Below are 24,795 nucleotides of genomic sequence, written 5' to 3'. Positions count from 1 at the left end.
ATGGCACGCGCATTCCCCTGGATCGCCCTGGCACTGCTGGCGGCCTTTCCGCTGCTGGCGCCGCTGGTGGGGCTGGACTACTACGTCAACTTCGTGCGCCGGGTGCTGATCTTCGCGCTGGCCGCGGCCAGCCTGAACTTCATCCTGGGCTTCGGCGGCCTGGTGGCGCTGGGCCACATGGGCTTCGTGGGCGTGGGCGCCTACACGCTGGTGGCACTTGCCGATGCCGGTCAGGTCTCGGCCTGGCTGCTGTGGCCGGCCGCGGCGGTGGTGGCCGGCGGGGTCGCCGCGCTGGTGGGTCTGGTGGCGCTGCGCACGCGCGGCGTCTACTTCATCATGATCACGCTGGCCTTCGCGCAGATGCTCTATTTCGCGGCCGTGTCGCTGCGCGCCTATGGCGGTGACGACGGCTACAACCTGATGCAGCGGCCCGAGCTGGGCCTGAGCATCGACCTCGCCAACGAGCCGACCTTCTACTGGGTGGTGCTGGTGCTGTTCGCCGCCGTGATGACGCTGATGAACCGCGCCACGCGGGCGCGCTTCGGCCAGGCGCTCGTGGGCATCCGCGACAACGAGGTACGGATGCAGGCCATGGGCTATCCGGTGTTCCGGCTCAAGCTCGTGGCCTTCGCGCTGGCCGGTGCCGTGGCTGGGCTGGCGGGTGCGCTGCTGGTCACACACAACAACTTCGTCAGCCCGTCGGTCATGCACTGGACGCAATCCGCCACGCTGATCGTGATGGTGGTGATCGGCGGGGTCGGCCACCGCTGGGGCGGCCCGGTGGGCGCAGCCGTGTGGATCGGGCTCGAAGAGATCGTGCGCCGCTTCACCGATTACTGGCACCTGCCGCTGGGGCTGCTGTTGATCGCCATCGTCTTCCTGGCGCCGCGTGGGCTGGCGGGTCTGCGCCTGCCGGTGCGGCGGCGGACCGCGACGCATGCCGCCACGGCCGCCATGCCCGAAGGGAGCGCGACATGAGCCTGTTCGAGGTCGTAGGCCTGCGCAAGAACTTCGGCGCCCTGCGCGCCACCGACGACGTGTCGCTCACCGTCGATGCCGGCCAGATCCATGCGCTGATCGGGCCCAACGGCGCGGGAAAGTCCACGCTGGTCAACCTGATCTCGGGGTTGATCGCGCCCGATGCGGGCTGCGTGCGACTGAATGGCGTGGACCTCACGCCGCTGCCCATGCATGCCCGCGTGCGTGCGGGCCTGTCGCGCTGCTTCCAGATCACCAGCATCTTCCGGCAGTCCACCGTGATGGAGAACCTGCTGCTGGCCGCGCAGGCGCATGCCGGCAGCAGCCTGCGCTTCCTGGGCGAGCGCAACCGCGAAGCTGCATTGCGCGCCACGGCCGATGAGCTGGCCGCACGCGTCGGCCTGTCACAGGCGCTGGACCGCATCGCCGGCACGTTGCCGCATGGCGCGCAGCGGCAACTGGACGTGGCGCTGGCCCTGGCCGCGTGCCCGAAGCTGCTGCTGCTGGACGAGCCCATGGCCGGCATGGGCCCGGAGGATTCGCAGCAGATGACCGCCCTCATCCACGAACTCAAGCGCGACATGGCGATCCTGCTGATCGAGCACGACATGAAGGCCGTCTTCGAACTGGCCGACTGCATCTCGGTGTTGGTCTACGGCCGCGTGCTGGTGGCCGGCAGCGTCGACGAGATCCGCGGCAATCCGCAGGTGCAGGCGGTGTACCTGGGCACGGAAGAGGTGGACGCATGAGCGAAGGCGCGACCCTGCTGCTCGAAGCCCGCGGCCTGGAGGCCGGCTACGGCGCCAGCCAGGTGCTGTTCGGCATCGACCTCGACATCCGCCATGGCCAGGTGCTCACGCTGCTGGGCCGCAACGGCATGGGCAAGAGCACCACGCTCAAGACGCTGATCGGTGCGCTGGCATTGCGCCACGGCAGCATCCGCTTCGGCGGCGAGGCGGTGCACGGCCGCCGGCCCGACGCCATCGCGCGCATGGGCGTGGCCATCGTGCCCGAGGGTCGGCAGTGCTTTCCCAACCTGACGGTGCGCGAGCACCTGGTGGCCTTCGCGGACCAGCGCAACGGCCTGCGCGACGGCTGGACGCTCGACAAGCTCTATGCGCTCTTCCCCCGCCTGGCCGAGCGCGCGGACAACCTGGGGCATCAGCTGTCGGGCGGCGAGCAGCAGATGCTGGCCATCGCCCGCGCGCTGTCGACCAACCCGCGCCTGCTGATCCTGGACGAGGCCACCGAGGGCCTGGCGCCGGTGATCCGCGAGGAGATCTGGCGCTGCCTGCGCCAGCTGAAAGAAGCCGGCCAGACCACGCTGGTGGTCGACAAGTACATCGACCGCCTGCTGGGCCTGGCCGACCGGCATGTGGTGCTGGAACGTGGCCGCGTGGTGTGGCAGGGCGACTCGGCGGCGCTGGATGCCGACCGGGGGGTGTGGTCGCGCTACCTGGGCGTGTAGTCGGACAGGCGCCGAGGCCGAGGCGAGGAGGCGGCGAGCGTCGGGGTTGGGCGGCGGGCCTCAGCCGCGCCGCTCGCGCACCCGCAGCATGCCTTCCTGCGCGGTGGAGGCCACCAGTCGGCCGTCGCGCGAGAACACGCTGCCGCGGCACAGCCCGCGCGCGCCACCGGCGCTGGGCGAGTCGATCACGTACAGCAGCCAGTCGTCGAAGCGGAAGTCCCGGTGGAACCACATGGCATGGTCCAGGCTGGCGGCGCGGACCTGGCCGGTGAGAAAGCTCAGGCCGTGCGGAATCATGGCGGCGCGCAGCAGGCCGTGGTCCGAGGCATAGGCCAGCAGCGCGCGGTGGATGTGGGGGTCGTCGGGCAGCGGGGCCACGGCGCGCATCCAGACGGCGCTGCCGCCTTCGCGCGGCAGGGGGGCGAGCAGGTCGTCCTGCTCGACGGTGCGGAACTCGATGCCATGCGGCTGCGTGCCCTTCACGCGGAAGGGCTCGGGCAATTGGTCACCCAGTGCGCGGCGACGTTCGCGGTCGCTGGCCAGGGCCTCGGGCGGCGCCACCTCGGGCATGGCCAACTGGTGCTCCACGCCGCGGTCGCGCGTCTGGAACGAGGCCGCCATCTCGAAGATGATGCGGCCCGACTGCCGCGCCAGCACATGGCGGGTGGTGAAGCTGCGGCCATCGCGCACGCGGTCCACGCTGTAGTCGATGGGTGCATGCTCACCCGGCAGCAGGAAGTAGGCATGCATGGAGTGCACCGGCCGGTCGGGCTCGACCGTCAGGCAGGCCGCCATCAGCGACTGGCCCAGCACCTGGCCGCCGAAGACGGCCAGCGTGCCGATGTCCTCGCTCTGCGCGCGGAAGCGGCCCTCGCCCAGCGGTTCCATGCGCATGAGGGCGACGAGGTCTTCGACGAGGCAGGCGGTGGTGGGGGCGTCGGTCATGGCGTGGGGCAGAAGCGGAGCAGCCCCTCACGTTAGCAAAGCCTGGGCCGGCGGGCAGCCACGCGGGCGACGCCGATCGCATCGGTGCCCCGGCTTCGACAGGCTCAGCCCGAACGGTCTTTGGTCCACTGCCCGCATCGCCCGCCGCATCCCACGCATGGATGCGGGCCGCCCACAATGCCGCCATGCGCCGACCTGCCACGCCCGCCGACCTTGCCGCCGTCCATGCGATCTACATGCACCCTGACGTGGTGCCCTTCCTCACGCACGAGCCGATGCCACTGGAGGACTTCCGGCCGGTGTTCGACGAGCTGCTCGCCTCGGGCTGCTTCTTCGTGTGGGAGGTAGAGGGCCAGGTGGCCGGCTTCTACCGCGCCGTGCGCCATGCAGGGCGGGCCCGCCATGTGGCCTTGCTCGGCACGCTGGCGGTGGACCCGCGCCACCATGGCCGGGGCGTGGGCCGCGCCATGATCGACGATGCCCTCGCCCGTCTGCGCGACGAGGGCGCGCTGCGCGTGGAGCTCTTCGCCGAAAGCGACAACCCGCGCGCACTGCGCTTCTACCAGTCGCTGGGCTTCGTGCACGAGGGCACGCTGCGCGGCTTCTACAAGCGCGCCGCGCAGGACCACTACGTGGACGAATGGGTGCTGGGGCTCTGGATGGGCCCGCCCCCTTCGGGTGTGTGACAGGCCAGGCCCAGCTTGTTGCCGTCCAGGTCGCGGAAGTAGGCGCCGTAGTAGTTCGCGTGGTAGTGCGGGCGAAGGCCCGGCGGGCCTTCGCAGCGGCCGCCCAGTCGCAGTGCCAGCGCATGCACCTCGTCCACCTGGCGGCGGCTTTCGGCCAGCAGGGCCAGCATCGCGCCGTTGCCCGCCACGGCCGGCTGCCGGTCGTAGGGACGGCCCAGCAGCAGCAGGGGTCGCGCCACGCCGGGCTGCTGCCAGCCGGCCCAGGGATGGTCGCGTTCGATGAAGCGCTGCTGCAGGCCCAGCGCCGCCAGTAGCGATTGGTAGAAGGCCAGCGCGCGCTCGAAGTCGCTGGTGCCCAGGAAGACGTGCGAGATCATGGCCCAGCATAGGCGGCGCGGGCCTGCATCGTCCAGCCATGGGGGGTTGGCACAATGCCCCGCCGACCGGCGCCCTTGTTGCATGCGGGACGTCGGCCCATCACCACCAAAGACGGGAACTCTTGATGACATCGACACTTCGCCTGTCCCTGCTCGCCGCCGCTGCAGCCTCCGCCTTGCTCGCGGGCTGTGCCTCCAGCGGCAACAGCGCCAGCAGCGGCAATACCGCCAGTGCCGCCACCCCGGGCGCTGCAACACCGGCGCCGGCCGTTGCGCCCGCCCCGGCACCCGCCCCCGCGGCACCACCCAGGCTGCCCGGCCTGGATTACGCCGCTATCCGCGATGCGGCCGATGACAGCAGCGCCGTCAAGATCCGCAAGGCCCTGGTCGGCGAGACCGTGTCGGTGGAACTCGCCCGCGCCACGGGCCGGGGCGTGCCTGCCGGCGCCTATGCCGTCGATGCGGAGGATGGCATCTTCTTCCGCTGCGCGACCTCCGAGCGTGGCTTCAAGGGCGGCACGGTGACGGCCAAGGTGCGTTCGGTGCAGGTCACGGCCAAGCCGAAGCATCGCGTGCTGGAGCTGGACCGTTGCGCCGAGGTGGCGGCTGCCGCACCAGTGCCTGCACCCGCGCCTGCCCGCGCAGCGGCACCTGCGCCCGCGCCCGCCGCTGCGGCCGCCGCCCCGGTGACCGCAGCCTTGTCCGCCAAGGGGTCCGGCACACGCGGTGCCGGCAAGCCGGGCATGGACGCCAACGGCAACGTGGTCGATTCGTCCAAGGTCGAGGCAGGCAGCGGCATCACCGTCAAGGGCATCAACGACTACGAAGGCGAGATCACCGGCAACCCGGCCGCCAACAGCAAGTTCACCAAGCTGCAGATCGGCATGCCCGTGCGCCAGGTCACCGACCTGATCGGCCCGCCCACCGACCAGGGCGCCTACATGACCGGCAAGGCCTGGATCCCCTTCTACTTCGGCGGCGACCGCCACCGCTTCGAGATGACCTACAAGGGCCAGGGCCGGCTGATCTTCGCGGGCGGCGGCATGGGGGACTTCACGAGCGGCTACCTGATCTGGATCATTCACAACGCCGCCGAGCCTGGGTACAGGTAAGCACCCCCCATGCCGCTTACGCGGCTCCCCCACTCTCTGGCGCCTTCGGCTTGGAGGGGGGCGCACCCAGAGGCCTGGCAAAGCCAGTTCCTCGGGTGCCCTGGCGTGGCCTGCTCCGCGGCCATTCGATTTTGGGTTGAGCCGAGATTCAGTCGAGCGCGTGGTCCAGGTCCGCGCCATCGGCCCGCAGCCGCTGCTGCAGCGCGGGCACATCGACATCGGCGAAGCGGCCCGCGCCCAGGTGCGCGGCCGCGGTGCCGGCGGCCTGGCCCATCGCGAAGCAGCCGCCGCTGGCGCGGGCGGCCGACTGGCCCTCGTGGGTCATGCTGGCGCAGCGGCCGGCCACCAGCAGGTTGTCCACGCCCTGCGGCACCAGCATGCGCCAGGGCAGGTGGTGGTAGGCGTTGTCGCTGTCGCGCGGAAAGCCCCACTCGATGCGGCCGTCGGCATGCAGCTCCATCGGCCAGGCGCTGAGGCCGATCACGTCGTCGAACTTCGCCGAGCCCAGGATGTCCTCGCCCGCCAGCGCGTAGAGACCGCGGATGCGCCGGGTCTCGCGGATGCCCACCTGGGGTGCGATCTCCACGATGGCGGACTGCGCGAAGCCGGGGATCTCGGCCTTGAGGAAGCGATGGAACTCGGCGATCTGCCGCCGACCCTCCAGCTCGCCTTCACTCAGCTGCCGCGCATCCACGCCGTTCATCGCGCGGCCTTCGGCATTGCGGATCTGGGTGACGTTGACGCGCCATTCGCGCGGGTCGATGTTGGGCCGCAGGATCGCGCCCTCGCGCGCGAAGCGGTACTCGCCCGGCTTGGCCGCCTTGACGCGTTCGATCCAGTCGTTGATGGCCTTGAACTCGCCGACCGCCGCAAGCGCCGGCCCGGCCTCGACCTGGCCCACGCGGAACATGGTGGTGGGAAAGAGCCCGCTGCCATGGCCATCGCCCACTTCGAAGGGCACGCCCGCGAAGGCCGCCACGTCGGCATCACCGCTGGCGTCGACGAAGGCCGCGGCGCGGATGGCCTGCCGGCCCGACTTGGTCTCGACCACCAGGGCGGCGATGCGCGGCCCCTGCATCACCACGGCCGCGGCCCAGGCGTGGAAGAGCAGGTCCACGCCGGCATCGGCCAGCAACTGGTCGGCGGCGCACTTGTAGGCCGAGGTGTCGTAGGAGCGCACGCGGATGCGGCCCTGCATGCCGTCCTGCGGCCGGTTGAGGCCGCCCAATGCGTCGATGCGCGCCAGCAGCTCGTCGGCCACGCCGCGCACCAGCAGTTGCATCTCGCCGCCGCGCCGGCCATAGAGGCCCGCGAAGTTGGTTACGCCGCCGGCCGTGCCCATGCCGCCGAGAAAGCCGTAGCGTTCCACCAGCAGCGTGCGGGCGCCGTTGCGCGCGGCGCTCACTGCGGCGGCGATCCCGGCCGGGCCGCCGCCGACGACCACGACGTCCCATTCGCCGAAGAGGGGGAGGGTGCGGGCGGGTTCCTGAAGTGAGGGCATTCGGTCGGTCATCGAGTTTTCATGCGAGGTGGGTGCATCACCTGGACGTAAGAGGGGGTGTTGCCTTTCGGGCGACATTCGTCGCCATTCAGGCGACAGCAGCCACAGAGCCGCTGCTGCCTGCAACGCAATGAAGTCAGGCCTTCACTGCAGCTTGATCCCGCGCGCCTGGATGATCTTGGTCATGATCGCCGCCTCGTCCTGCACGCGCAGGCGCATGCCCTCGGGCGAGGTGCCGACCGGCTGCCAGCCCTTGTCGAAGAGCTGCTGGCGCACCTCGGGGTTCTTCATGATGACCGCGATCTCCTTGGTGATGCGGTCGCGGGCGGCGGGCGACAGGCTGGCGGGGCCGAGCAGGGCGGTCCACACCTCCAGGTTGAAGTCGCGCACGCCGATGTCGGCCAGGGGGGCGTACTCCGGCGCCAGGGTGCTGCGGCCGCTGGTCAGGCCGATGGCCTTGAGCTTGCCGGCCTTGACCTGCGGAATCGCGATGGCCGGCGGCACCAGGGCCAGCTGCAGCTGGCCGCCGATCATGGCCGTCACCACCTGCGGGTTGCCCGCGTAGGGCACATGCGTGGCGTCCATGCCGGGGATGCGGTTCTTGAGCAGCTCCATGCCCAGGTGGCCCACCGAGCCCACGCCCACCGAGCCGTAGTTCCACTTGGTGCCCGAGGCGCGCGCCGCGGCCAGGAAGTCCTTGCCCGTGGGAATGTCGTTGCTGGCCACCAGCACCAGCGGCGCGGTGGCGATCAGCGAGAGGTAGCTGAAGTCCTTGGCCGGGTCGTAGGGCAGCTTGGAATACAGCATCTTCGACGACGTGAGGTTGCCGTTGATGACGATGCCCAGCGTGTGGTCGTCGGTGGCCTTGGCCACGGTGTCGGCCGCGATGTTGCCGGAGGCGCCCGGCTTGTTGTCCACCACCACCGGCTGGCCCAGGGCCTTGGCCAGCGGCTCGGCCAGCACGCGCGCCGCGATGTCGGGCGTGGAGCCGCCCGGAAAGCCCACCACCAGGCGGATCGGCTTGGTGGGCCAGGGCGCGGCAGCGGTCTGCGCCTGCGCACCGCTGGCGGCCAGCAGGGCACAGGCGGTGGCGAGAAGGGTTCTGCGTGCAATCGACATGGGATCGGTCAGGTGCCGGAAAGGAAGGGAGGCGCCGAGTCTAGGGGGCTTGCGCGACGGCTGCAGCGGCACTTCGACAAGCTCAGTGCGAACGGATCGGGGCCCGGCCCCGCCTGCCGCTGCGCGCCCTCAATCCAGGCTGATGTTCCCGCGCCGCACCAGCTCGCCGTAGACCTTGGACTTGATCTCGGCCTGGCGCGCGATCTCCTCGGGCGACCAGTCCAGCGGCTCGAAGGCGAAGGTGTCGAAGCGGGCACGGATCTCGGGGTCGGCGATGACCTTGGCCACGTCTGCGTTGATCTTCTTCTTGATGGCGTCCGGCACACCCTTGGGCGCCAGCAGCGACACGAAGGAGTTGACCTCCAGCTCGGCCGGCCCGCCCGACTCGGCCATGGTGGGCACGTCGGGCATCTGCGGCACGCGCTTCTTGGCCGCCACGGCCAGGTACTTGAGCTTGCCGGCCTTGTAGATGCCCTGGCTGGACGGGATGCTGGCGAAGGCCCACGGCACTTCGCCCGTGCCCACGTTGGCGTACAGCTGCGACACCTCGCGGTAGGGCGCATGGTTCATCTGCGTGCCGGTGAGCGCGTCCAACTGCTGGCCGCCCAGGTGGCCCGGGCTGCCCACGCCCCAGGAGCCGTAGGTGATCTGGCCCGGCTTGGCCTTGGCGTCGGCGATCAGGTCGCGCATCGACTTCCACTTCGACTCGCTGCTCACCGCCACGAAGAAGGGCGTGCGGAACAGCGCCGCCACCGGGTCGAAGTGCTGCAGGGTCACGAAGTTGCGCGACTTGTACAGGTGCGGCAGCGCGGCCAGGTGCTCGCTGTCGAACTGGATCAGCGTGTAGCCGTCGGGCGCGGCGCGGCGGGCCGCGTCGATGGCGATGAAGCCGCCGCCGCCGGGCTTGTTGTCGATGGTCACGCGCTGGTTCCACAGCTTGCCCAGCTTGTCGCTGACCAGGCGCAGCACGGCGTCAGGGCCGCTGCCGGCCGCGAAGGGCGTGACGATGGTCACGGGCTTGGTGGGGTAGTCAACGGCGGCCTGGGCGAAGGCGTCGGAAGCCGCAAAAGTGGTGGCCAGGCCGGCGGCCAGGGCGGGAAGCAGGAATTTCAAGGATGTCTCCGGTGTTGTTGGCAGGAATGGGAAAGCGGTTTCGGGCCGGCGCGCAAGCATGCGGTCAGTGGACCCACGACCGTTCGGGCTGAGCCTGTCGAAGCCAGGGCAAGCGCGGGTCGATGTGCTGCCTGATGGGCATGGCGCTCAGGCGACAAGATCGTCGACCTGCAGGCGGTACTGGTTCAGCGCCTCGAAGATCGGCGCATCGCCGAAGCGGAACAGGTCCAGCGAGGCGGCCTGCGCATCGCAGGTGGCCGAGAAGGGTTGCCACGAGGGCACGACGAACAGGTCGCCGCGTTGCACGCGCCAGGTCTTGTCGCCCACGGTCACGCTGCCGGTGCCGTCGAACACCTGGTACACCGAGCCGCCCACCTCGCGCCAGGTGCGGGTGCGGCCGCCGGCGCGCACGCGGTGCATCTCGCAGCGCATGGTGGGCAGCACGTCGCGGCCCGTGCCCGGGTGGGTGAAGCGCACGGCCGCATGGCCGGGGCTCAGCACGCCGGGGTGGCCTTCGTCCTCCAGTTCGACCTGGTCGGCCAGGGCGCGGTCGGTGTCGGCCCAGCGGTAGGCCAGCAGCGGCGTGGCGGGCGTGTCGGCTTGCTGCGAAAGGGGCCGCAGACCCGGATGGGCCCACAGCCGCTCGGAGCGCGAGCGCTCGGGCGTGGCGCATTCGGCCTCGCTCAGATGGTCGCGGCCATGCTCGAAGAACTGCGACTCGGTGTAGTAGGCGAAGGGAATGTCCAGCCCGTCGATCCAGGCCATGGGCTCGGTGGCGGCGTTGTGGTGGGCATGCCAGTTCCAGCCGGCCTGCGGCAGGAAGTCGCCGCGCGCCATGCGCACCGCGTCGCCGTTGACCACGGTCCACACGCCTTCGCCTTCGACCACGAAGCGGAAGGCGTTCTGCGTGTGGCGGTGCTCGGGCGCATGCTCGCCGGGCATCAGGTACTGGATGGCGGCCCACAGCGTGGGCGTGGCATAGGGCTGGCCGCCCAGGGCAGGGTTGGCCAGGGCGATGGCCCGGCGCTCGCCGCCGCGGCCCACGGGCACCAACTGGCCGGCCTCGGCCGCGAGTTGCTTGAGCCGCTCCCAGCGCCACAGGTGCGGCGCCGCCTTGCTGCGCGGATGCGGTGGCATCAGGCTGCCGATCTGCGTCCACAGGGGCACCAGCAGCTCCTCTTCGAAGCCGCGGTAGAGCTGGCTCAGGGCGGGCGTGGGCTCGGGCTGGCCGGGCGCGGCCACGGCCTGCAGCCGCACGGGGGAGGGAACGGTGTCGATCACGGCAGCCATATGAAGCGTCTCCTGGTGGGGGCACCCTCTGCCGGTGGGAGAGGGTGGGGGTGAGGGCCCGCGGCGATGGTGCAGCTGCAGAGCGTGAGAGGTCCGCGGCCCCTCACCCAGCCTCTCCCCGAAGGGGAGAGGAGCGGGGGCCGCGCGCACGCTGCAGTCGCGCCGGCCGCCATCATGCCGCGGAGCCGATGGCCAGGGCGATTTCGCCCACGCCCTGCACATGCCCGGTGATGCGGTCGCCGGGCAGCACTGGTCCGACGCCTTCGGGCGTGCCGGTGTAGATCAGGTCGCCGGGCTGCAGGTGGTAGTACTTCGACAGGTCCTCGATCAGCTCGGGGATGTTCCAGATCAGCTTGTCGAGGTCGGACTTCTGCTTGGTCTCGCCATTGACCTGCAGCGCGATCGCGCCCTGCGACAGCACGGTGCCGGACATGGGCACGACCTCGGAGCAGACGGAGGACTGCTCCACGTCCTTGCCCAGGTCCCAGGGCCGGCCCTTGTCGCGAGCCACCAACTGCAGGTCGCGACGCGTCATGTCCAGGCCGCAGGCGTAGCCGTAGATCAGGCGGCCGGCGTCTTCGCGCGCCACGCGGAAGCCCGCCGCGCCGATGACCACCACCAGTTCCATCTCGAAATGGAAGTTCTGCGTGCCGGGCGGGTAGGCCACGGTGGCGCCGGATTCGACCAGCGTGGAAGGCGCCTTGGTGAAGTAGAAGGGCTGCTCCACCGACTTGTCGACGGGGCGGCCCATCTCGACCGCATGGGCGTGGTAGTTGCGGCCGACGAAGAAGAGGCGGTTCACCGGCAGGCGGCGGCTGTCGCCACGCACGGGCAGGGAGGCGACGGGGGGTGGGGTCCAGAGGTAGTCGGTCATGGGGTGAGGGGGGAGAGGATGAACAGGTGGAGGCGGCGCTTCGACAGGCTCAGCGCGAACGGTGGGGGGTGACGCGGCGCGAACGGCTGGACGTGATTCGGCGCCAACGGCTGGGGTGATTCAACGCTGACGGTTGGGGCGATTCAGCGCCAAAGGGGCGTGCGGCGGTACGGCGTACACGGCTTCATGACGCGAGACAGTTCTTCTCGGTCCACCCGTACAGCCACTCCATCGCGTCATAGAAGCGCTCCGGCGTGCGGCCTTTCCACAGGTCGTTGCGCACCAGGCGCTCCACCCCCTTGGCGTGGAAGATGCGCCCCATCTCGCGCGCCGACAGCACCACGCGGGCCGTGCGGGCCACGCGCGAGCGCTGGTAGAGGGCGAAGGCCTTGTCCCACTGGTTGTCGTGCACGCGCAGGGCCTCGCCCAGCGTCACGGCGTCTTCTATGGCCATGCAGGCGCCCTGCGCCAGGTACTGCAGCGTGGGATGGGCGGCATCGCCCAGCAGGGCGGCCCGGCCGAAGACCCACTGCCCGATGGGCTCGCGGTCGGCCGTGGCCCAGCGCTTCCAGTCCTTGGGCAGGTCGATCAGCTGGCGGGCGCGGGCGCAGATGCCCTCGAAATAGCTCTGCACCTCTTCGCGGCTGCCTTCGCGCACGCTCCATTCCTCCTGCTCGCGGCTGTGGAAGGTGACGACCACGTTGTACTGCTCGCCGCCGCGCAGCGGGTAATGCACCAGGTGGCAGTTGGGCCCCACCCAGATGCTGGCGGCATTCCATTGCAGGTCGGGCGGAAAGTCGGCGCGGTCCACCACGGCGCGGTACACCACATGGCCGGAGACGCGCGCGTCGTCGCCCACGTACTGCCGCCGCACGGCGGACTTCACGCCATCCGCGCCGATCAGCGCGCAGCCGCGGAAGCTGCGGCCATCGCTGCTGACCACGGTCACGCCCTCGTCGTCCTGCGCGATGCGCTGCACCTGCGTGGCGGTGGCGATCTCCACCCGGCCGGTGGCATGGGCGCCTTCGAGCAGCGAGCCGTGCACGTCGGCGCGGTGGATCACGGCATAGGGGTTGCCGAAGCGCTGGCGGAAGGCCTCGCCGGTGGGGATGCGGCCCACAAGCGTCTCGTCCAGCGCGTCGTGCATCACCATCTCGTCGGTGTAGACGGCGCGGGCGCGGGCGATCTCGCCGATGCCCAGCGCGTCGAAGGCCGCGAAGGCATTGGGCCCCAACTGGATGCCGGCGCCGATCTCGCCCAGCTGGGCCGCCTGCTCCAGCACCATCACGTCGAAGCCGCGGCGCACCAGCGCCAGCGCCGCGGCGATGCCGCCGATGCCGCCGCCGGCCACCAGCACCGGCAGGGCGGAGGAAGAAGTGGATGCGCGTGGGGATGCTGCGAGGGATGCCATGCCTGTCTCCGGCTGTTCTGCATTGATGCCTGTCAATGGCGCGGATTGTTCGCAGGCCCCACTATTGCCTCAAGCGCTGTGGCCGATACTCGGCATCGCGTTTTTCGATAGTGGGGTGCGCGCATGTCCAAGCTGGACCTGGAATGGCTCAAGGTGTTCGACGAGGTCTGGCAGACCGCCAGCGTCTCCAAGGCGGCCGAGCGCCTGGGCATCGCGCAGGCGGCGGCCAGCACCGCGCTCAACAAGCTGCGCGCGCATTTCGACGACCGCCTGTTCGAGCGCACGGCGCTGGGCATGCAGCCCACGCCGCACGCGCAGAAGATCCAGCCGGCCCTGCGCGAAGCCCTGGCGCAGATCGAGCAGGCGCGCGCCAGCCGCGAGGCCTTCGACCCGGCGACGGCGAAGCGGCGCTTTCGCATCTGCCTCACGGACATCAGCGAGGTGGTGCTGCTGCCGCGTCTGCTGGACCACCTGGGCCGCGAGGCGCCGGGCGTGCAGGTGGAGACCGAGATCGTCTCGGCCGCCAGCGCGCGCCGGCTGGAGGACGGCGAAGTGGACCTGGCCGTGGGCTTCATGCCGCAGCTGGAGGCCGGCTTCTACGGCCAGACGCTGTTCCGCCAGAACTTCGTCTGCCTGGTGGCCCAGGACCATCCGCGCATCGGCAGCAAGCTGACGCGCAAGGCCTTCGCGGACGCGTCGCATGCGGTCATCGCCTCGTCGGGCACCGGCCATGCCATCGTCGACAAGACGATTGCCCGCGCCGGCATCGAGCGCAAGGTGGCGGTGCGGCTGTCGAGCTTTCTGGGCGTGGCGCGCATCGTGGCGCAGACCGAGCTGGTGGTGATCGTGCCGCGCGTGCTGGGCCAGATCCTGGCCACGCAGGAGCCGGTGCGCATCATCGAGCCGCCCTTCGCGCTGCCCGCGTATGCGGTCAAGCAGCACTGGCATGCCCGCTTTCATGCCGACGATGGCAACGCCTGGCTGCGGCGGACGATGGCGCAACTGTTCGGCGGTGGCGCCGCGCCCGGATAATCCGCCGCTCCCACCCCACTGTCACTTGCGAGACTCGCTGCCATGTCCTCCATCGTCCTGCGCTTCCTGGCCGAACCCAGCACCGTCAACTTCGGCGGCAAGGTCCACGGCGGCACCGTCATGAAGTGGATCGACGAGGCCGGCTACGCCTGCGCCACGGGCTGGTCGCACAACTACTGCGTCACGGTGTTCATCGGCAGCATCCGCTTCCACCGCCCGATCATGATCGGCGACCTGGTCGAGGTGGAGGCCCGCATGGCCTACACCGGCAAGACCAGCATGAACATCTCGGTGGAGGTGCGCAGCGGCGACCTCAAGGGCGGCCAGATGGTGCGCACCACCGAATGCCTGATCGTCTTCGTGTCGGTCGATTCGCACGGCCGCCCCCTGCCGGTGGACGCCTACCAGCCCAAGACCCCCGGCGAGATCGCCCTGGCCGAACGCGCCCGCGCCCATCTGGACGCCGCCCGCACGGTGGCGGACGCGCCGCCGCCCAGCCTGAGCGGATCGGCGGACTGAACCGCCTCCAGGGCCGCGGCGCTTCGACAAGCTCAGCGCGAACGGTGGACAACCCGGCTCGGCACGAAGAGTGAAGAACCCGCTCACCCCCCACCCGTTCGGGCTGAGTCAATCCCACCCGTTCGGGCTGAGCCTGTCGAAGCCGGGCTCGACGCCCAAGTCCTAGGGTTTTCCCGAAAGTTTGCGTCCGGCGCGCCGGACGCACCTGCGGCGAGCAGTCCGGGTGCGGCTTGGCCACGCGCCGCAAGGCTTCAAAAAGCCGTTCAAAAACAATAACTTGCATCGCCTCCGCCGCCCGTCTGGGCTGGCACCCTCCTTGCGCTGATCAGCGGCCGTCATCGATGGCGCCCATCCCGCAACGGAGACACCCCAGGAGCCCGCATGCAAGACCCCACACCCGCCCCCCGCCAGCCGCTATACCGGTCCCTCTATTTCCAGGTCATCGTCGCCATCGTCATCGGCGTGCTCCTGGGCCACTTCTATCCCGCCCTCGGCACCGACATGAAGCCGCTGGGCGACGGCTTCATCAAGCTCATCAAGATGATCATCGCGCCGATCATCTTCTGCACCGTGGTGGTCGGCATCGCGGGCATGGAGGACATGAAGAAGGTCGGCAAGACCGGCGGCTACGCCCTGCTGTACTTCGAGATCATGAGCACCGTGGCGCTGATCATCGGCCTGATCATCGTCAACGTGGTCAAGCCCGGCGTGGGCATGAACGTGGACCCGGCCTCGCTCGACACCAAGGCCATCGCCGCCTACACCGGCCCGGGCAAGATGCAGAGCACCACCGAGTTCCTGCTGGCCATCATCCCCAACACGGTGGTGGACGCCTTCGCCAAGGGCGAGATGCTGCAGGTGCTGCTGGTGGCCGTGCTCTTCGGCTTCGCGCTGCACCGCTTCGGTGGCCGCGGCACGCTGGTGTTCGACATGATCGAGAAGTCCTCGCACGTGCTCTTCGTGATCGTGGGCTACATCATGAAGGTGGCGCCCATCGGTGCCTTCGGCGCCATGGCCTTCACCATCGGCAAGTACGGCGTGGGCTCGCTCAAGCAGCTGGCCTTCCTGATGGGCACCTTCTATGCCACCTGCTTCGTCTTCGTGTTCCTGGTGCTGGGCATCGTGGCGCGCCTGCACGGCTTCAGCATCTGGAAGCTGGTCAAGTACATCAAGGAAGAACTGCTGATCGTGCTGGGCACCAGCAGCTCCGAAGCCGCGCTGCCGCGGATCATGGCCAAGCTGGAGAACCTGGGCGTGCGCAAGTCCACGGTCGGCCTGGTGGTGCCCACGGGCTATTCCTTCAACCTGGACGGCACCTCCATCTACCTGACCATGGCCGCGGTCTTCATCGCCCAGGCCACCAACACCCAGCTGGACATCACGCACCAGATCACGCTGTTGCTGGTGCTGCTGCTCACCTCCAAGGGCGCCGCCGGCGTCACGGGCAGCGGCTTCATCGTGCTGGCGGCCACGCTGTCGGCCGTGGGCCATGTGCCGGTGGCCGGTCTGGCGCTGATCCTGGGCATCGACCGCTTCATGAGCGAGGCCCGCGCCCTGACCAATCTCGTGGGCAACACCGTCGCCTCGGTGGTGGTCGGCAAGTGGACCGGCGACCTCGACGAGAGCCGCATGCACGAGGTGCTGAACAACGAGAGCACGCTCGAAGCCGATGCGCCGGAGCAGGTGCTGGACGCTACCACCGCGCGCTTCCCCACGAAGGCGGCCTGAGAAGCCACGGCAGCGCCGGCTGCCGCCCGCCACGGCCATACTCGCGCCGTGGCATCCAACTCCCCGGGGGCGCGACGCGCCCCTTTTTCATTCCTGCCGACCGGCGCCGGGCGCACCCGCCTCGGTCCGGCGCTGGCCGTGCTCGCCCTGGTGGCGCTGGCCGCCTGGGGCGCCTATGCCCTGGCGTTGCGCATCGGCCTGGACCGGCTGGGCGAGGCGGCCGACCACCGGCTGGACATGGAGGTCGGCCGCATCGAGGCCGAGCTGGCCCGCTTCGACTACCTGCCCGCGCTGCTGGAGACCTCGCCCCAGGTGCAGCAGCTGCTGGCCAGTCCCTTCGACCCGGCGCTGCGCGCGCAGGCGAGTCACTACCTGCATGCGCTCAACGCCATCGCCGGGGCCGAGACGCTCTACGTGCTCGAACCCGGTGGCGTGGCCGCCGCGGCCAGCGACGATGGCCAGCTCGGCACGCCCGCCGGCCAGAATCTGTCGTACCGGCCCTACCTGCGCGAGGCCCTGGCGGGTGGGCGCGGGCGCTTCTACGGCATCGGCGTCACCAGCCGCGTGCCGGGCTACTACCTGGCCTATGCGCTGCCGCGCGGCGGCGGCACGGTGCGCGGCGTGGCCACCGTCAAAATCGATCTGCGCCCCGCGGCACTGGCCTGGCGCCAGCTGCCCGGCGAGATGCTGCTGCTCGACGAGCACCAGGTCGCCATCCTGGCCTCGCGCGAGGACTGGAAGTACCGCCCCATCGCGCCGCTGCCCGAGGCCGAGCGGGCCGAGGCCGCCACCTCGCGGCGCTATGGCGACGCCCCGCTCACGCCCCTGTCGTGGCGCATGGCCGGCGACGGGCCGCTGGAACCCGGCCCGGTACGCGAGGTGCGCCTGGACGGCCGGACCTATGCGGCGACCGTGCACCGGCTGGACGCCGGGCGCTGGCGCCTGGTGCTGCTGAGCGACGAGGGGCCGGTGCGGGCGGTCGCTGCAGCGGCGGCGGGTGGTGCCGCGCTGGCGGCCGCCGCACTGCTGCTGGGCCTGCTGGTGCTGCGCCAGCGCCGCCGGCTGGTGCGCCAGCAGCTGGCCAGCCGCACGGCACTGCAAGCCGCCAATGATTCGCTCGAACGCCGCGTGCAGGAGCGCACCGCCGAACTGAGGGCCGCCCAGGCCGAGCTGGTGCATGCGGGCCAACTGGCCGTGCTGGGCCAGATGTCGGCCGGCATGGTGCACGAACTCAACCAGCCGCTGGCGGCCCTTCACACCCTGTCGGACAACGCGGTGCTGCTGCTCGAGCGTGGCCGCACCGACGACGCACGGGCCAACCTCTCGCGCATCGCGCAGCTGGTGCATCGGCTGGGCCGGCTCACCGCCCAGCTCAAGGTCTTTGCGCACAAGCGCACCGAGCCGCCGGTGCCCGTGCCGCTGGAGCGCGCATGGCGCGAGGCCGCGCTGCTGCACGCGCCCCGATTGCGCGAGCTGGGCGTGGAGCTGCGTGCCGACCACCTGCCGGCAGATCTGGCCGTGATGGCCGAGGAGACGCGCCTGGTCCAGGTGCTGGCCAACCTCGTCGGCAACGCGGCCGATGCATTGGCCGAAGTGCCGGCCGGGACGCGATGGATCGCCGCGACGGCGCAGTGCGGCGATCCCCTGCGCATGGATGCGGCGGCCGAAGATTCCCGTCCGTCTGCGGCCAGCCTCGGGCAGCGGCAGGAGTCCGATCGCGACAGCGCCGCCGTGCTCTGCCGCATCGTCGTCGCCAACAGCGGCCCGCCCATCCCGCCCGAGGCGCAGGCGCGGCTGTTCGAGCCCTTCTTCACCACCAAGCCTGCCGGCCGCGGCCTGGGCCTGGGGCTGATGATGTCGGCCCATATCATCCAGGCCTTCGGCGGCAGCCTGCGCCTGGCCCGGCCCGACGAGATGCCCGACGGGGCCGGCGCCGCCTTCGTCATCGAGCTGCCCGCCGAAGTCGCCGCCGACGCACCCGCACCCGCCCCCGCCCCCGCCCCCCGCGAACAACCATGAACGCCCCCACCCATCCCATCCGCGTGCTGCTGGTCGAGGACGACGAGGACGTGCGTCTGGGCGCTGCCCAGGCCCTCGACCTGGCCGGCTTCGAGGTCCAGGCCTTCGGCGCCGTCGAGCCCGCGCGCGCCGCCATCACCGAGGGCGTGCCGGCCGTGGTGGTGTGCGACGTGCAGCTGCCCGGCCAGAGCGGCCTGGGCTGGCAGGCCGAGCTGCACAAGGCCGACCCGCAGCTGCCCGTGATCCTGGTCACCGGCCATGGCGACATCGCCATGGCGGTGCAGGCCATGCGCGACGGCGCCTACGACTTCATCGAGAAGCCCTACGCCTCGGACCGCTTGGTGGCGGTGGTGCGCCGCGCCGCCGAGCAGCGCCGGCTGGCGCTGGAAGTCGAATCGCTGCGCCGCGCACTGGACGACTGGAGCGGCATCAAGGCCACGCTCATCGGCCGCTCCGCCGCCATGGAGCGGGTGCGGCAGGCCGTGCGCACGCTCGCGGCCACGCCGGCCGACGTGGTCATCTATGGCGAGACGGGCACTGGCAAGGACCTGGTCGCGCGCTGCCTGCACGAGCGCAGCAGCCGGCGGGGCGGTCATTTCGTGCCGGTCAACTGCGGCGGCCTGCCCGAGAACCTGGTCGACAGCGAACTCTTCGGCCATGAGGCCGGCGCCTTCACCGGCGCCGTCAAGCGCCGCATCGGCAAGTTCGAGCATGCGCACGGCGGCACGCTGTTCCTCGACGAGATCGAAAGCATGCCGATGGCAGTGCAGGTCAAGCTGCTGCGTGCGCTGCAGGAGCGCACCATCGAACGTGTGGGCTCCAACCAGCACGTGGCGGTGGACTGCCGCGTGATTGCGGCGAGCAAAGTGGACCTGCGCGAGGCCAGCGAGCAGGGGCGTTTTCGCGCCGACCTGTACTACCGCCTGGGCGTGGCCTTCATTGAGCTGCCGCCGCTGCGCGAGCGGCGCGAGGACATCCCGCTGCTCTTCGAGCACTTCACGCTGCAGGCCGCCAAGCGCTACGGCCAGCCGGCGCCGGTGCCCGACACCCAGGCGCTGTCGGCGCTGCTCGGCCACGCGTGGCCCGGCAACGTGCGCGAGCTGCGCAACGTGGCCGACCGCTATGTGCTCGGCCTGCTGGGCGACAGCTTCTCCGACGCCCTGGGCGGCGGCCAGCGCGGCGTCTCGCTGCCCGAGCACTTGGAGCAGATCGAGCGCACCCTGCTCAGCGAGGCCCTGCGCCGCCTGCAGGGCGACGTGCCTCAGGCCGCCAAGGAACTGGGCATTGCCAAGGCCACGCTGTACGACAAGCTCAAGCGGTTGGGGATCGATGCGGCGGGGTATAGGCGAGAGGAGTAGCGGCTGGGGCCACCGAAGAAAGAGCCGGAAAAAGAACCGGAATCACGATGTGGCTATCTGATTCATAAGTTGCTGTCATTCAATGACATATTCATAGAATGAGCAGAAACTGAACCGGAAATTCGTGGTGTCTACTCCCATCGCTGTCTTCGACCAGCCGCATCAGTTCGAGCCCCTGGTTCCCGCCCAAAGGCTGGGCCTGCTTCGGGAGCGGACACGGGAGGTGTTCGAAAAGTCGGCCGCCCTCAAGGCTGCGGCCAGCGAGCCGGTGCGGGCTGGTCTGCGCGAGATCGTGCGATCCATGAACTCGTACTACTCCAACCGAATCGAGGGGCAGAGCACACATCCCGCCCACATCGAACGGGCGCTTCGGCAGGACTTTTCAGCGACACCCGATGTGGCGCGGCGGCAGCGGCTGGCGCTGGCGCACATCGAGGCCGAGCGGGCGCTCGAACCGCTGGTGAGCACGGAGGCACAGGCGCTGTCCAGCGGCTTTGTGCAGCAGGCCCATCGCCAGCTCTACGAGCGACTTCCGGCGGCGGACCGGCGTACCGACGATGGCCGCGAGATCCTGCCCGGCGAACTTCGCCGGCACGACGTGGCCGTTGGCCGCCACCAGCCGCCGATCTGGTCTTCAGTTCCGCTATTTCTCGAGCGGATGGACGAGGTGTATGGCCGCCTGAAAGGCGTCGATGCGCTGCTCTACACCGTGGCCGCCGCCCATCACCGGATGATGTGGACCCACCCCTTCGAGGATGGCAACGGCCGTGCGGTGCGCCTACAGACGCACTGCGCCCTGTTTCTTTTGAGTGGCGGACTCTGGTCGGTCAATCGGGGGTTGGCGCGGGACCGGGACCGCTACTACCTGATGCTCGACGGCGCTGACGCCATGCGTCAGGCCGGCCTAGACGGTCGCGGCAATCTCAGCGAGAAGGCACTCTGGGACTGGTGCAATTACTTCCTGGAAGTCTGCGCGGACCAGATCAGCTTCATGGCGCACATGCTGGACCTGAGTCGCCTGCGCGAACGTCTGCAAGCCTGGGTGCTGGTGCGACGAGCGGGTGGTGATTCGACGCAGTACCGCGAAGAAGCGGTATTGCCGCTCCAGATGCTCGCCGCCGCTGGGACCCTGTCGCGCGGCGAGTTCAGCCGCATGACGGGATTGGAAGAGCGCACAGCCCGGAAGGTGATTTCGCGCTTCCTCAAGGATGGGCTGTTGCAGAGCGACAGCCATCGTGGTCCGCTGCGGCTTGCCTTCCCGCTGCACGCCCTGAACATCCTTTTTCCCAGCCTCTATCCGGAGGCTGCGGCGGCCGTCACTGAATAAGAGTCTGGCGAATGGCAGGAGCAGACAGCACGGCGCTGGCGCTGCATGCTCCTTGCCGGCACCTTACGCCGCCGCCGGCCATTGCGCGATCAGCTTGTCCAGCGTGACCGGATAGTCCCGCACCCGCACGCCCGTGGCGTTGTAGACGGCGTTGGCCACGGCCGCCGCCGCGCCGCACAGGCCCAGCTCGGCGATGCCCTTGGCGGCCAGGGGCGAGGCCATGCCGTCCGGCTCGTCGAGGAACACCACCTCCTGCTCGGGAATGTCGGCATGCACCGGCACCTCGTAGCCCGCGAGGTCGTGGTTGATGAAGAGGCCCAGGCGCGTGTCCACCGCCAACTCCTCCATCAACGCGGCGCCGACGCCCATGGTCATGGCGCCGATCACCTGGCTGCGGGCCGTCACCGGGTTCAGGATGCGGCCGGCGGCACACACCGCCAGCATGCGGCGCACGCGGATCTCGGCCGTGTCCACATGCACCGCCACTTCCACGAAGTGGGCGCCGAAGGTCGAGTGCTGCCATTGCTTGGACAGCGACTCGTCGTACTCGATGCCGTCCTCGGCGGTCAGCGGCTCGCCGTCCTTCACCGCATCGGTCAGGGCCACGCTGCGGCCACCGCTTCGGACCTCACCGTCCACGAACTCGGCGCCCTCGGCCTCCAGCCCCAGCCTGCGGGCGATGGCGTCGCGCAGCTTCACGCAGGCTGCATAGACGCCGCCCGTGGCATTGGCCGCGCCGAACTGGCCGCCCGAGCCGGCCGACACGGGCCAGTCCGAATCGCCCAGCTTGACGTCCACGCGATCCAAGGGCACGCCCAGCAGGTCGGCCGCCGTCTGCGCCAGGATGGTGTAGCTGCCGGTGCCGATGTCGGTCATGTCGGTCTCGACGGTGACGCGGCCATCGGGCGCCAGGCGCACGCGCGCGGCAGACTTCATCAGCATGTGGTTGCGGAAGGCCGCCGCCATGCCCACGCCGATGGCCCAGCGGCCCTGGCGCTTGAGACCGGGCTTGGCTGGGCGCTGGTCCCAGCCGAAGCGCTCGGCGCCTTCGCGCAGGCAGTTCGCCAGGCGGCGCTGGGTGAAGCGGCGTTCGGGATGCTCCGGGTCCACCTCCGTGTCGTTGCGCAGGCGCAGCTCGACCGGGTCGATGCCGAGGCGCTCGGCCAGCTCGTCCATGGCGACTTCCAGCGCCGCCATGCCGGGCGCCTCACCCGGTGCGCGCATGGAGTTGCCTTCCGGCAGGTCCATCTCGGCCAGGTACATGGCGGTGCGACGGTTGGCGCCGGCGTAAATCAGCCGCGTCTGGTTGACGGCCGTCTCCGGCTGGCCCTCGGGCTGATCGCCGGACCAGCTCTCGTGCGCGATGGCGCTGACGCGCCCGTCCTTGTGCGCGCCCAGGCGGATGCGCTGGATCGTGGCGGGGCGGTGCGTGGTGTTGTTGGCGATCAGAGGACGATGCAGTCCGACACGCACAGGGCGGCCCACCGCGCGCGACGCCAGGGCCGCCAGCAGCGCATCCGCACGCAGGAACAGCTTGCCGCCGAACCCGCCACCGATGAAGGGCGAGCGCACGTGCACCTTCTCCTTAGGCATCTTCAGCGTGGTCGCGAGGTCGGTGCGGCACCAGTCGACCATCTGGGTCGAGGTCCACACCGTGAGGCGATCGCCCTCCCAGGAGGCCAGCGTGGCATGCGGCTCCATCATGGCGTGCGATTCGTCGGACGTGGTGTAGGTGGCGTCGAGCTGCACGGGCGCGGCAGCGAAGGCGGCGTCGAAATCGCCGACCTCGGTCTTGGCATCGTCGCCCGCGATCTCGGCATGCTCGCGTTCGGCGTCCAGGTCGAAGCGGCCGGACACGGTCTCGTAGCGCACGCGGATCAGCGCGGTGGCCGCGCGGGCCTGTTCCAGCGTCTCGGCGACCACCACGGCGATGGCCTGGTGGTAGTGGTCGATGACAGGGCCGCCGAGCAGCCGGGCCGTGTTGCGCTTGGACTTGTCGAGCGAGCCGGCGTCCGCGGCCGTGACGACGGCCAGCACGCCCGGCGCGGCGCGCGCGGCTTCCAGATCCATGCTGGCGATGCGGCCCTTGCCGATGCCGGCGCCGAGCACCCAGCCGTACGCGGCGTCGCGCACATGGGCGTCGAATTCGGGATGCCATTCGCCCGCATAGGGCGCGGTGCCGGTGGTCTTGCGCGGCCCATCGACGCGGTGCGTGGCCTGGCCCACATGGCGCAGGTCCTCGCCGGGCACGGCGGTGGTGGAGGGATCGAATTTCACGGCTGCATCTCCTTCGCGTCGGCCAGCACGGCCGCCAGGGTGCGCTGCGCCAGCGGCAGCTTGAAGGCGTTGTCGGGGCGCGGATGGGCGTCGGCGAACAGGCGCTCGGTCACGGCGTGCGGACCGTTCGGCAGTTCGGCCTCGGCGGCTTCCATGCGCCACGGCTTGGGCGCGACGCCGCCGAAGGCGACGCGGCCCGTGCCGTCCGGCTGCACGATGGCCGCCACCGACACCAGTGCAAAGGCGTAGGAGGCGCGGTCGCGCACCTTGCGATAGACATGCGTGCCACCGACGGGCGCGGGCAGCGTGACGGCGGTGATGAGCTCCGCCGGCGCGAGCACGGTGTCGCGCTCCGGCGTGTTGCCCGGCAACCGGTGGAAGTCGGCAATCGGAATGGTGCGGCGCTGGCCGCCCGGCTGCACCGTCTCGACCTGGGCATCGAGCACGCGCAGGGCGACTGACATGTCGCCCGGATGGGTGGCAATGCAGTGCTCGCTGCCGCCCACCACCGCCAGCTGGCGGCTGTAGCCCTGCAGCGCACCGCAGCCGCTGCCGGGCTCTCGCTTGTTGCAGGGCAGGGCGGTGTCGTAGAAGTAGGGGCAACGCGTGCGCTGCAGCAGGTTGCCGGCGGTGGTGGCCTTGTTGCGCAGCTGACCCGAGGCACCGGCCAGCAGCGCGCGCGAAAGCACGCCGTAGTCGCGCCGCACGCGGGCATTGGCGGCCAGGTCAGTGTTGCGTACCAGCGCGCCGATGCGCAGGCCGCCGCCGTCGATGGGCTCGATGCGATCCAGCCCAAGGCCGTTGATGTCGATCAGGTGCGTGGGCGTTTCCACCTGCAGCTTCATCAGATCCAGCAGGTTGGTGCCGCCGGCGATGAAGCGGGCGTCCGGCGTGCGGGCGAGGGCCGCGACCGCCGCTTCGGGCGTGGCCGCGCGTTCGTAGCTGAAGGCTTTCATCGGGTGGCCTCCGCGGCTTCGGCGATGGCCTGCTGGATGTTGCTGTAGGCGCCGCAGCGGCAGATGTTGCCGCTCATGCGCTCGCGCATCTCGTCAGGCGACAACAGGGGTTGGGCCTGCAGGTCGCTGCTCACATGGCTCGGCACGCCGTCGCGCAGTTCGCGCAGGGCGCCGACAGCCGAGCAGATCTGCCCCGGCGTGCAGTAGCCGCACTGGAAGCCGTCGTGGCGCACGAAGGCCTCCTGCATGGGGTGCATGGCCTCGGGCGTGCCCAGGCCCTCGATGGTGGTGACCTCGCTGCCTTCGTGCATCACGGCCAGGCTCAGGCAGGTGTTGATGCGCCGGCCGTCGACCAGCGCGGTGCAGGCGCCGCACTGGCCGTGGTCGCAGCCCTTCTTGGTGCCGCACAGCTGAAGGTGCTCGCGCAGGGCATCGAGCAGGCTGGTGCGGTTGTCGAGCGTGAGGCTGCGTGCCTGGCCGTTGACGACCAGGCGGACGGTGGTCTGCAAGGCGGCGGCGGGCGCGTTGCCACCGGGCGCGGCTTCCGGTGCGCGGTCGCGCAGCGGTGGGGACTTGGACGTGGGGGCCATGTGAACTCCGTGGGGATGGGCCGCCTGGAACAGGGTGGGGCGCGAACAGCGATGCGTGGCGAGGCAGTCGGCGGCAGCAGATCACTGTGCGGTGCCGCCGCCGCCGCCCGACTCG

Annotated in this window: 22 protein-coding genes; 11 read left to right on the top strand and 11 right to left on the bottom strand. The window is 70.3% G+C overall.

Annotated elements, in window-relative coordinates:
• The 3 genes from QZ772_RS23225 to QZ772_RS23215 are packed head-to-tail and all read left to right on the top strand — an operon-like array spanning window position 1 to window position 2,446.
• A complete protein-coding gene (locus tag QZ772_RS23225) occupies window positions 1-978 on the top strand; it encodes a branched-chain amino acid ABC transporter permease (protein WP_295531712.1) in 978 nt (325 codons plus the stop codon).
• Window positions 975-1,727 carry an ABC transporter ATP-binding protein gene (locus QZ772_RS23220; RefSeq protein ID WP_295531709.1) on the top strand — a complete coding sequence of 251 codons (753 nt, stop codon included), beginning with the start codon at window positions 975-977 and terminating at the stop codon, window positions 1,725-1,727. The genes QZ772_RS23225 and QZ772_RS23220 overlap by 4 nt, the downstream gene beginning before the upstream one ends.
• Window positions 1,724-2,446: an ABC transporter ATP-binding protein gene (locus QZ772_RS23215; protein WP_295531706.1), complete on the top strand. Its 723-nt coding sequence runs from the start codon at window positions 1,724-1,726 to the stop codon at window positions 2,444-2,446. Before QZ772_RS23220 ends, QZ772_RS23215 begins: the two co-directional genes overlap by 4 nt.
• A gap of 60 nt (window positions 2,447-2,506) precedes the next feature.
• On the opposite strand, the gene QZ772_RS23210 is transcribed toward QZ772_RS23215, so the two are convergent.
• A complete protein-coding gene (locus QZ772_RS23210) occupies window positions 2,507-3,391 on the bottom strand; it encodes an acyl-CoA thioesterase II (protein WP_295531703.1) in 885 nt (294 codons plus the stop codon).
• A 185-nt stretch (window positions 3,392-3,576) separates the two neighbouring features.
• Here QZ772_RS23210 and QZ772_RS23205 point away from each other — a divergent pair, with 185 nt between their 5' ends.
• The gene (locus QZ772_RS23205) at window positions 3,577-4,077 is read left to right on the top strand and encodes a GNAT family N-acetyltransferase (RefSeq protein ID WP_295531700.1); all 501 of its coding nucleotides are present in this window, start codon (window positions 3,577-3,579) and stop codon (window positions 4,075-4,077) included.
• On the opposite strand, the gene QZ772_RS23200 is transcribed toward QZ772_RS23205, so the two are convergent.
• Entirely contained in the window at window positions 4,020-4,454 is a 435-nt protein-coding gene (locus QZ772_RS23200) for a VOC family protein (RefSeq protein WP_295531697.1), read from the bottom strand. The genes QZ772_RS23205 and QZ772_RS23200 overlap by 58 nt on opposite strands.
• A gap of 125 nt (window positions 4,455-4,579) precedes the next feature.
• On the opposite strand from QZ772_RS23200, the gene QZ772_RS23195 reads away from it, so the two are divergent.
• A complete protein-coding gene (locus QZ772_RS23195; protein WP_295531694.1) occupies window positions 4,580-5,566 on the top strand; it encodes a hypothetical protein in 987 nt (328 codons plus the stop codon).
• Window positions 5,567-5,714: 148 nt separating this feature from the next.
• Here the strand turns inward: QZ772_RS23195 and QZ772_RS23190 are convergent, their stop codons facing one another.
• From QZ772_RS23190 to QZ772_RS23165, 6 genes are all read right to left on the bottom strand, one after another.
• Window positions 5,715-7,067 carry an FAD-dependent oxidoreductase gene (locus QZ772_RS23190; RefSeq protein WP_295531691.1) on the bottom strand — a complete coding sequence of 451 codons (1,353 nt, stop codon included), beginning with the start codon at window positions 7,065-7,067 and terminating at the stop codon, window positions 5,715-5,717.
• A gap of 144 nt (window positions 7,068-7,211) precedes the next feature.
• Window positions 7,212-8,186, bottom strand: coding sequence for a tripartite tricarboxylate transporter substrate binding protein (locus QZ772_RS23185; protein WP_295531688.1), 975 nt, complete (start codon window positions 8,184-8,186; stop codon window positions 7,212-7,214).
• 129 nt (window positions 8,187-8,315) lie between these two features.
• Window positions 8,316-9,290: a tripartite tricarboxylate transporter substrate binding protein gene (locus QZ772_RS23180; RefSeq protein ID WP_295531909.1), complete on the bottom strand. Its 975-nt coding sequence runs from the start codon at window positions 9,288-9,290 to the stop codon at window positions 8,316-8,318.
• A gap of 156 nt (window positions 9,291-9,446) precedes the next feature.
• Window positions 9,447-10,589: a cupin domain-containing protein gene (locus QZ772_RS23175; RefSeq protein ID WP_295531685.1), complete on the bottom strand. Its 1,143-nt coding sequence runs from the start codon at window positions 10,587-10,589 to the stop codon at window positions 9,447-9,449.
• A 172-nt stretch (window positions 10,590-10,761) separates the two neighbouring features.
• Window positions 10,762-11,463 (bottom strand): fumarylacetoacetate hydrolase family protein, encoded by a 702-nt coding sequence (locus tag QZ772_RS23170; protein WP_295531681.1) that lies wholly within the window; start codon window positions 11,461-11,463, stop codon window positions 10,762-10,764.
• A gap of 184 nt (window positions 11,464-11,647) precedes the next feature.
• Complete coding sequence (locus tag QZ772_RS23165) at window positions 11,648-12,874, bottom strand: 3-hydroxybenzoate 6-monooxygenase (RefSeq protein ID WP_295531678.1); 1,227 nt, start codon at window positions 12,872-12,874, stop codon at window positions 11,648-11,650.
• 123 nt (window positions 12,875-12,997) lie between these two features.
• On the opposite strand from QZ772_RS23165, the gene QZ772_RS23160 reads away from it, so the two are divergent.
• The 6 genes from QZ772_RS23160 (at window position 12,998) to QZ772_RS23135 (ending at window position 20,857) form a co-directional block, all read left to right on the top strand.
• Window positions 12,998-13,906: a LysR family transcriptional regulator gene (locus tag QZ772_RS23160; protein WP_295531676.1), complete on the top strand. Its 909-nt coding sequence runs from the start codon at window positions 12,998-13,000 to the stop codon at window positions 13,904-13,906.
• A 42-nt stretch (window positions 13,907-13,948) separates the two neighbouring features.
• Window positions 13,949-14,425, top strand: coding sequence for an acyl-CoA thioesterase (locus QZ772_RS23155; protein WP_295531673.1), 477 nt, complete (start codon window positions 13,949-13,951; stop codon window positions 14,423-14,425).
• A 381-nt stretch (window positions 14,426-14,806) separates the two neighbouring features.
• Window positions 14,807-16,153: a dicarboxylate/amino acid:cation symporter gene (locus QZ772_RS23150; protein ID WP_295531670.1), complete on the top strand. Its 1,347-nt coding sequence runs from the start codon at window positions 14,807-14,809 to the stop codon at window positions 16,151-16,153.
• 48 nt (window positions 16,154-16,201) lie between these two features.
• Window positions 16,202-18,172: an ATP-binding protein gene (locus QZ772_RS23145; protein WP_295531667.1), complete on the top strand. Its 1,971-nt coding sequence runs from the start codon at window positions 16,202-16,204 to the stop codon at window positions 18,170-18,172.
• Complete coding sequence (locus QZ772_RS23140) at window positions 18,169-19,530, top strand: sigma-54 dependent transcriptional regulator (protein WP_295531664.1); 1,362 nt, start codon at window positions 18,169-18,171, stop codon at window positions 19,528-19,530. Before QZ772_RS23145 ends, QZ772_RS23140 begins: the two co-directional genes overlap by 4 nt.
• A gap of 127 nt (window positions 19,531-19,657) precedes the next feature.
• Window positions 19,658-20,857 (top strand): Fic family protein, encoded by a 1,200-nt coding sequence (locus QZ772_RS23135; RefSeq protein ID WP_295531661.1) that lies wholly within the window; start codon window positions 19,658-19,660, stop codon window positions 20,855-20,857.
• Window positions 20,858-20,920: 63 nt separating this feature from the next.
• Here the strand turns inward: QZ772_RS23135 and paoC are convergent, their stop codons facing one another.
• The 3 genes from paoC to paoA are packed head-to-tail and all read right to left on the bottom strand — an operon-like array spanning window position 20,921 to window position 24,680.
• A complete protein-coding gene (gene paoC / locus QZ772_RS23130) occupies window positions 20,921-23,134 on the bottom strand; it encodes an aldehyde oxidoreductase molybdenum-binding subunit PaoC (RefSeq protein ID WP_295531659.1) in 2,214 nt (737 codons plus the stop codon).
• Window positions 23,131-24,090 (bottom strand): xanthine dehydrogenase family protein subunit M, encoded by a 960-nt coding sequence (locus QZ772_RS23125; protein ID WP_295531656.1) that lies wholly within the window; start codon window positions 24,088-24,090, stop codon window positions 23,131-23,133. Before QZ772_RS23125 ends, paoC begins: the two co-directional genes overlap by 4 nt.
• Complete coding sequence (paoA, locus tag QZ772_RS23120) at window positions 24,087-24,680, bottom strand: aldehyde dehydrogenase iron-sulfur subunit PaoA (protein ID WP_295531653.1); 594 nt, start codon at window positions 24,678-24,680, stop codon at window positions 24,087-24,089. The genes QZ772_RS23125 and paoA overlap by 4 nt, the downstream gene beginning before the upstream one ends.
• Window positions 24,681-24,795 lie beyond the last annotated feature (115 nt).

It is taken from the genome of uncultured Pseudacidovorax sp., assembly GCF_913773995.1.
Classification (GTDB): Bacteria; Pseudomonadota; Gammaproteobacteria; order Burkholderiales; family Burkholderiaceae_C; genus Xenophilus.
This window is presented reverse-complemented; position numbering and strand designations above follow the sequence as displayed.

Bases quoted from the DNA above. Each gene is read 5' to 3' on its own strand.
- QZ772_RS23210 (WP_295531703.1), bottom strand. From the start codon at position 3,391: ATGACCGACGCCCCCACCACCGCCTGCCTCGTCGAAGACCTCGTCGCC.
- QZ772_RS23155 (WP_295531673.1), top strand. From the start codon at position 13,949: ATGTCCTCCATCGTCCTGCGCTTCCTGGCCGAACCCAGCACCGTCAAC.
- QZ772_RS23200 (WP_295531697.1), bottom strand. From the start codon at position 4,454: ATGATCTCGCACGTCTTCCTGGGCACCAGCGACTTCGAGCGCGCGCTG.
- QZ772_RS23165 (WP_295531678.1), bottom strand. From the start codon at position 12,874: ATGGCATCCCTCGCAGCATCCCCACGCGCATCCACTTCTTCCTCCGCC.
- QZ772_RS23205 (WP_295531700.1), top strand. From the start codon at position 3,577: ATGCGCCGACCTGCCACGCCCGCCGACCTTGCCGCCGTCCATGCGATC.
- QZ772_RS23215 (WP_295531706.1), top strand. From the start codon at position 1,724: ATGAGCGAAGGCGCGACCCTGCTGCTCGAAGCCCGCGGCCTGGAGGCC.
- paoA (WP_295531653.1), bottom strand. From the start codon at position 24,680: ATGGCCCCCACGTCCAAGTCCCCACCGCTGCGCGACCGCGCACCGGAA.
- QZ772_RS23150 (WP_295531670.1), top strand. From the start codon at position 14,807: ATGCAAGACCCCACACCCGCCCCCCGCCAGCCGCTATACCGGTCCCTC.
- QZ772_RS23160 (WP_295531676.1), top strand. From the start codon at position 12,998: ATGTCCAAGCTGGACCTGGAATGGCTCAAGGTGTTCGACGAGGTCTGG.
- QZ772_RS23190 (WP_295531691.1), bottom strand. From the start codon at position 7,067: ATGCCCTCACTTCAGGAACCCGCCCGCACCCTCCCCCTCTTCGGCGAA.
- QZ772_RS23220 (WP_295531709.1), top strand. From the start codon at position 975: ATGAGCCTGTTCGAGGTCGTAGGCCTGCGCAAGAACTTCGGCGCCCTG.
- QZ772_RS23185 (WP_295531688.1), bottom strand. From the start codon at position 8,186: ATGTCGATTGCACGCAGAACCCTTCTCGCCACCGCCTGTGCCCTGCTG.
- QZ772_RS23225 (WP_295531712.1), top strand. From the start codon at position 1: ATGGCACGCGCATTCCCCTGGATCGCCCTGGCACTGCTGGCGGCCTTT.
- QZ772_RS23170 (WP_295531681.1), bottom strand. From the start codon at position 11,463: ATGACCGACTACCTCTGGACCCCACCCCCCGTCGCCTCCCTGCCCGTG.
- QZ772_RS23195 (WP_295531694.1), top strand. From the start codon at position 4,580: ATGACATCGACACTTCGCCTGTCCCTGCTCGCCGCCGCTGCAGCCTCC.
- QZ772_RS23140 (WP_295531664.1), top strand. From the start codon at position 18,169: ATGAACGCCCCCACCCATCCCATCCGCGTGCTGCTGGTCGAGGACGAC.
- QZ772_RS23175 (WP_295531685.1), bottom strand. From the start codon at position 10,589: ATGGCTGCCGTGATCGACACCGTTCCCTCCCCCGTGCGGCTGCAGGCC.
- QZ772_RS23125 (WP_295531656.1), bottom strand. From the start codon at position 24,090: ATGAAAGCCTTCAGCTACGAACGCGCGGCCACGCCCGAAGCGGCGGTC.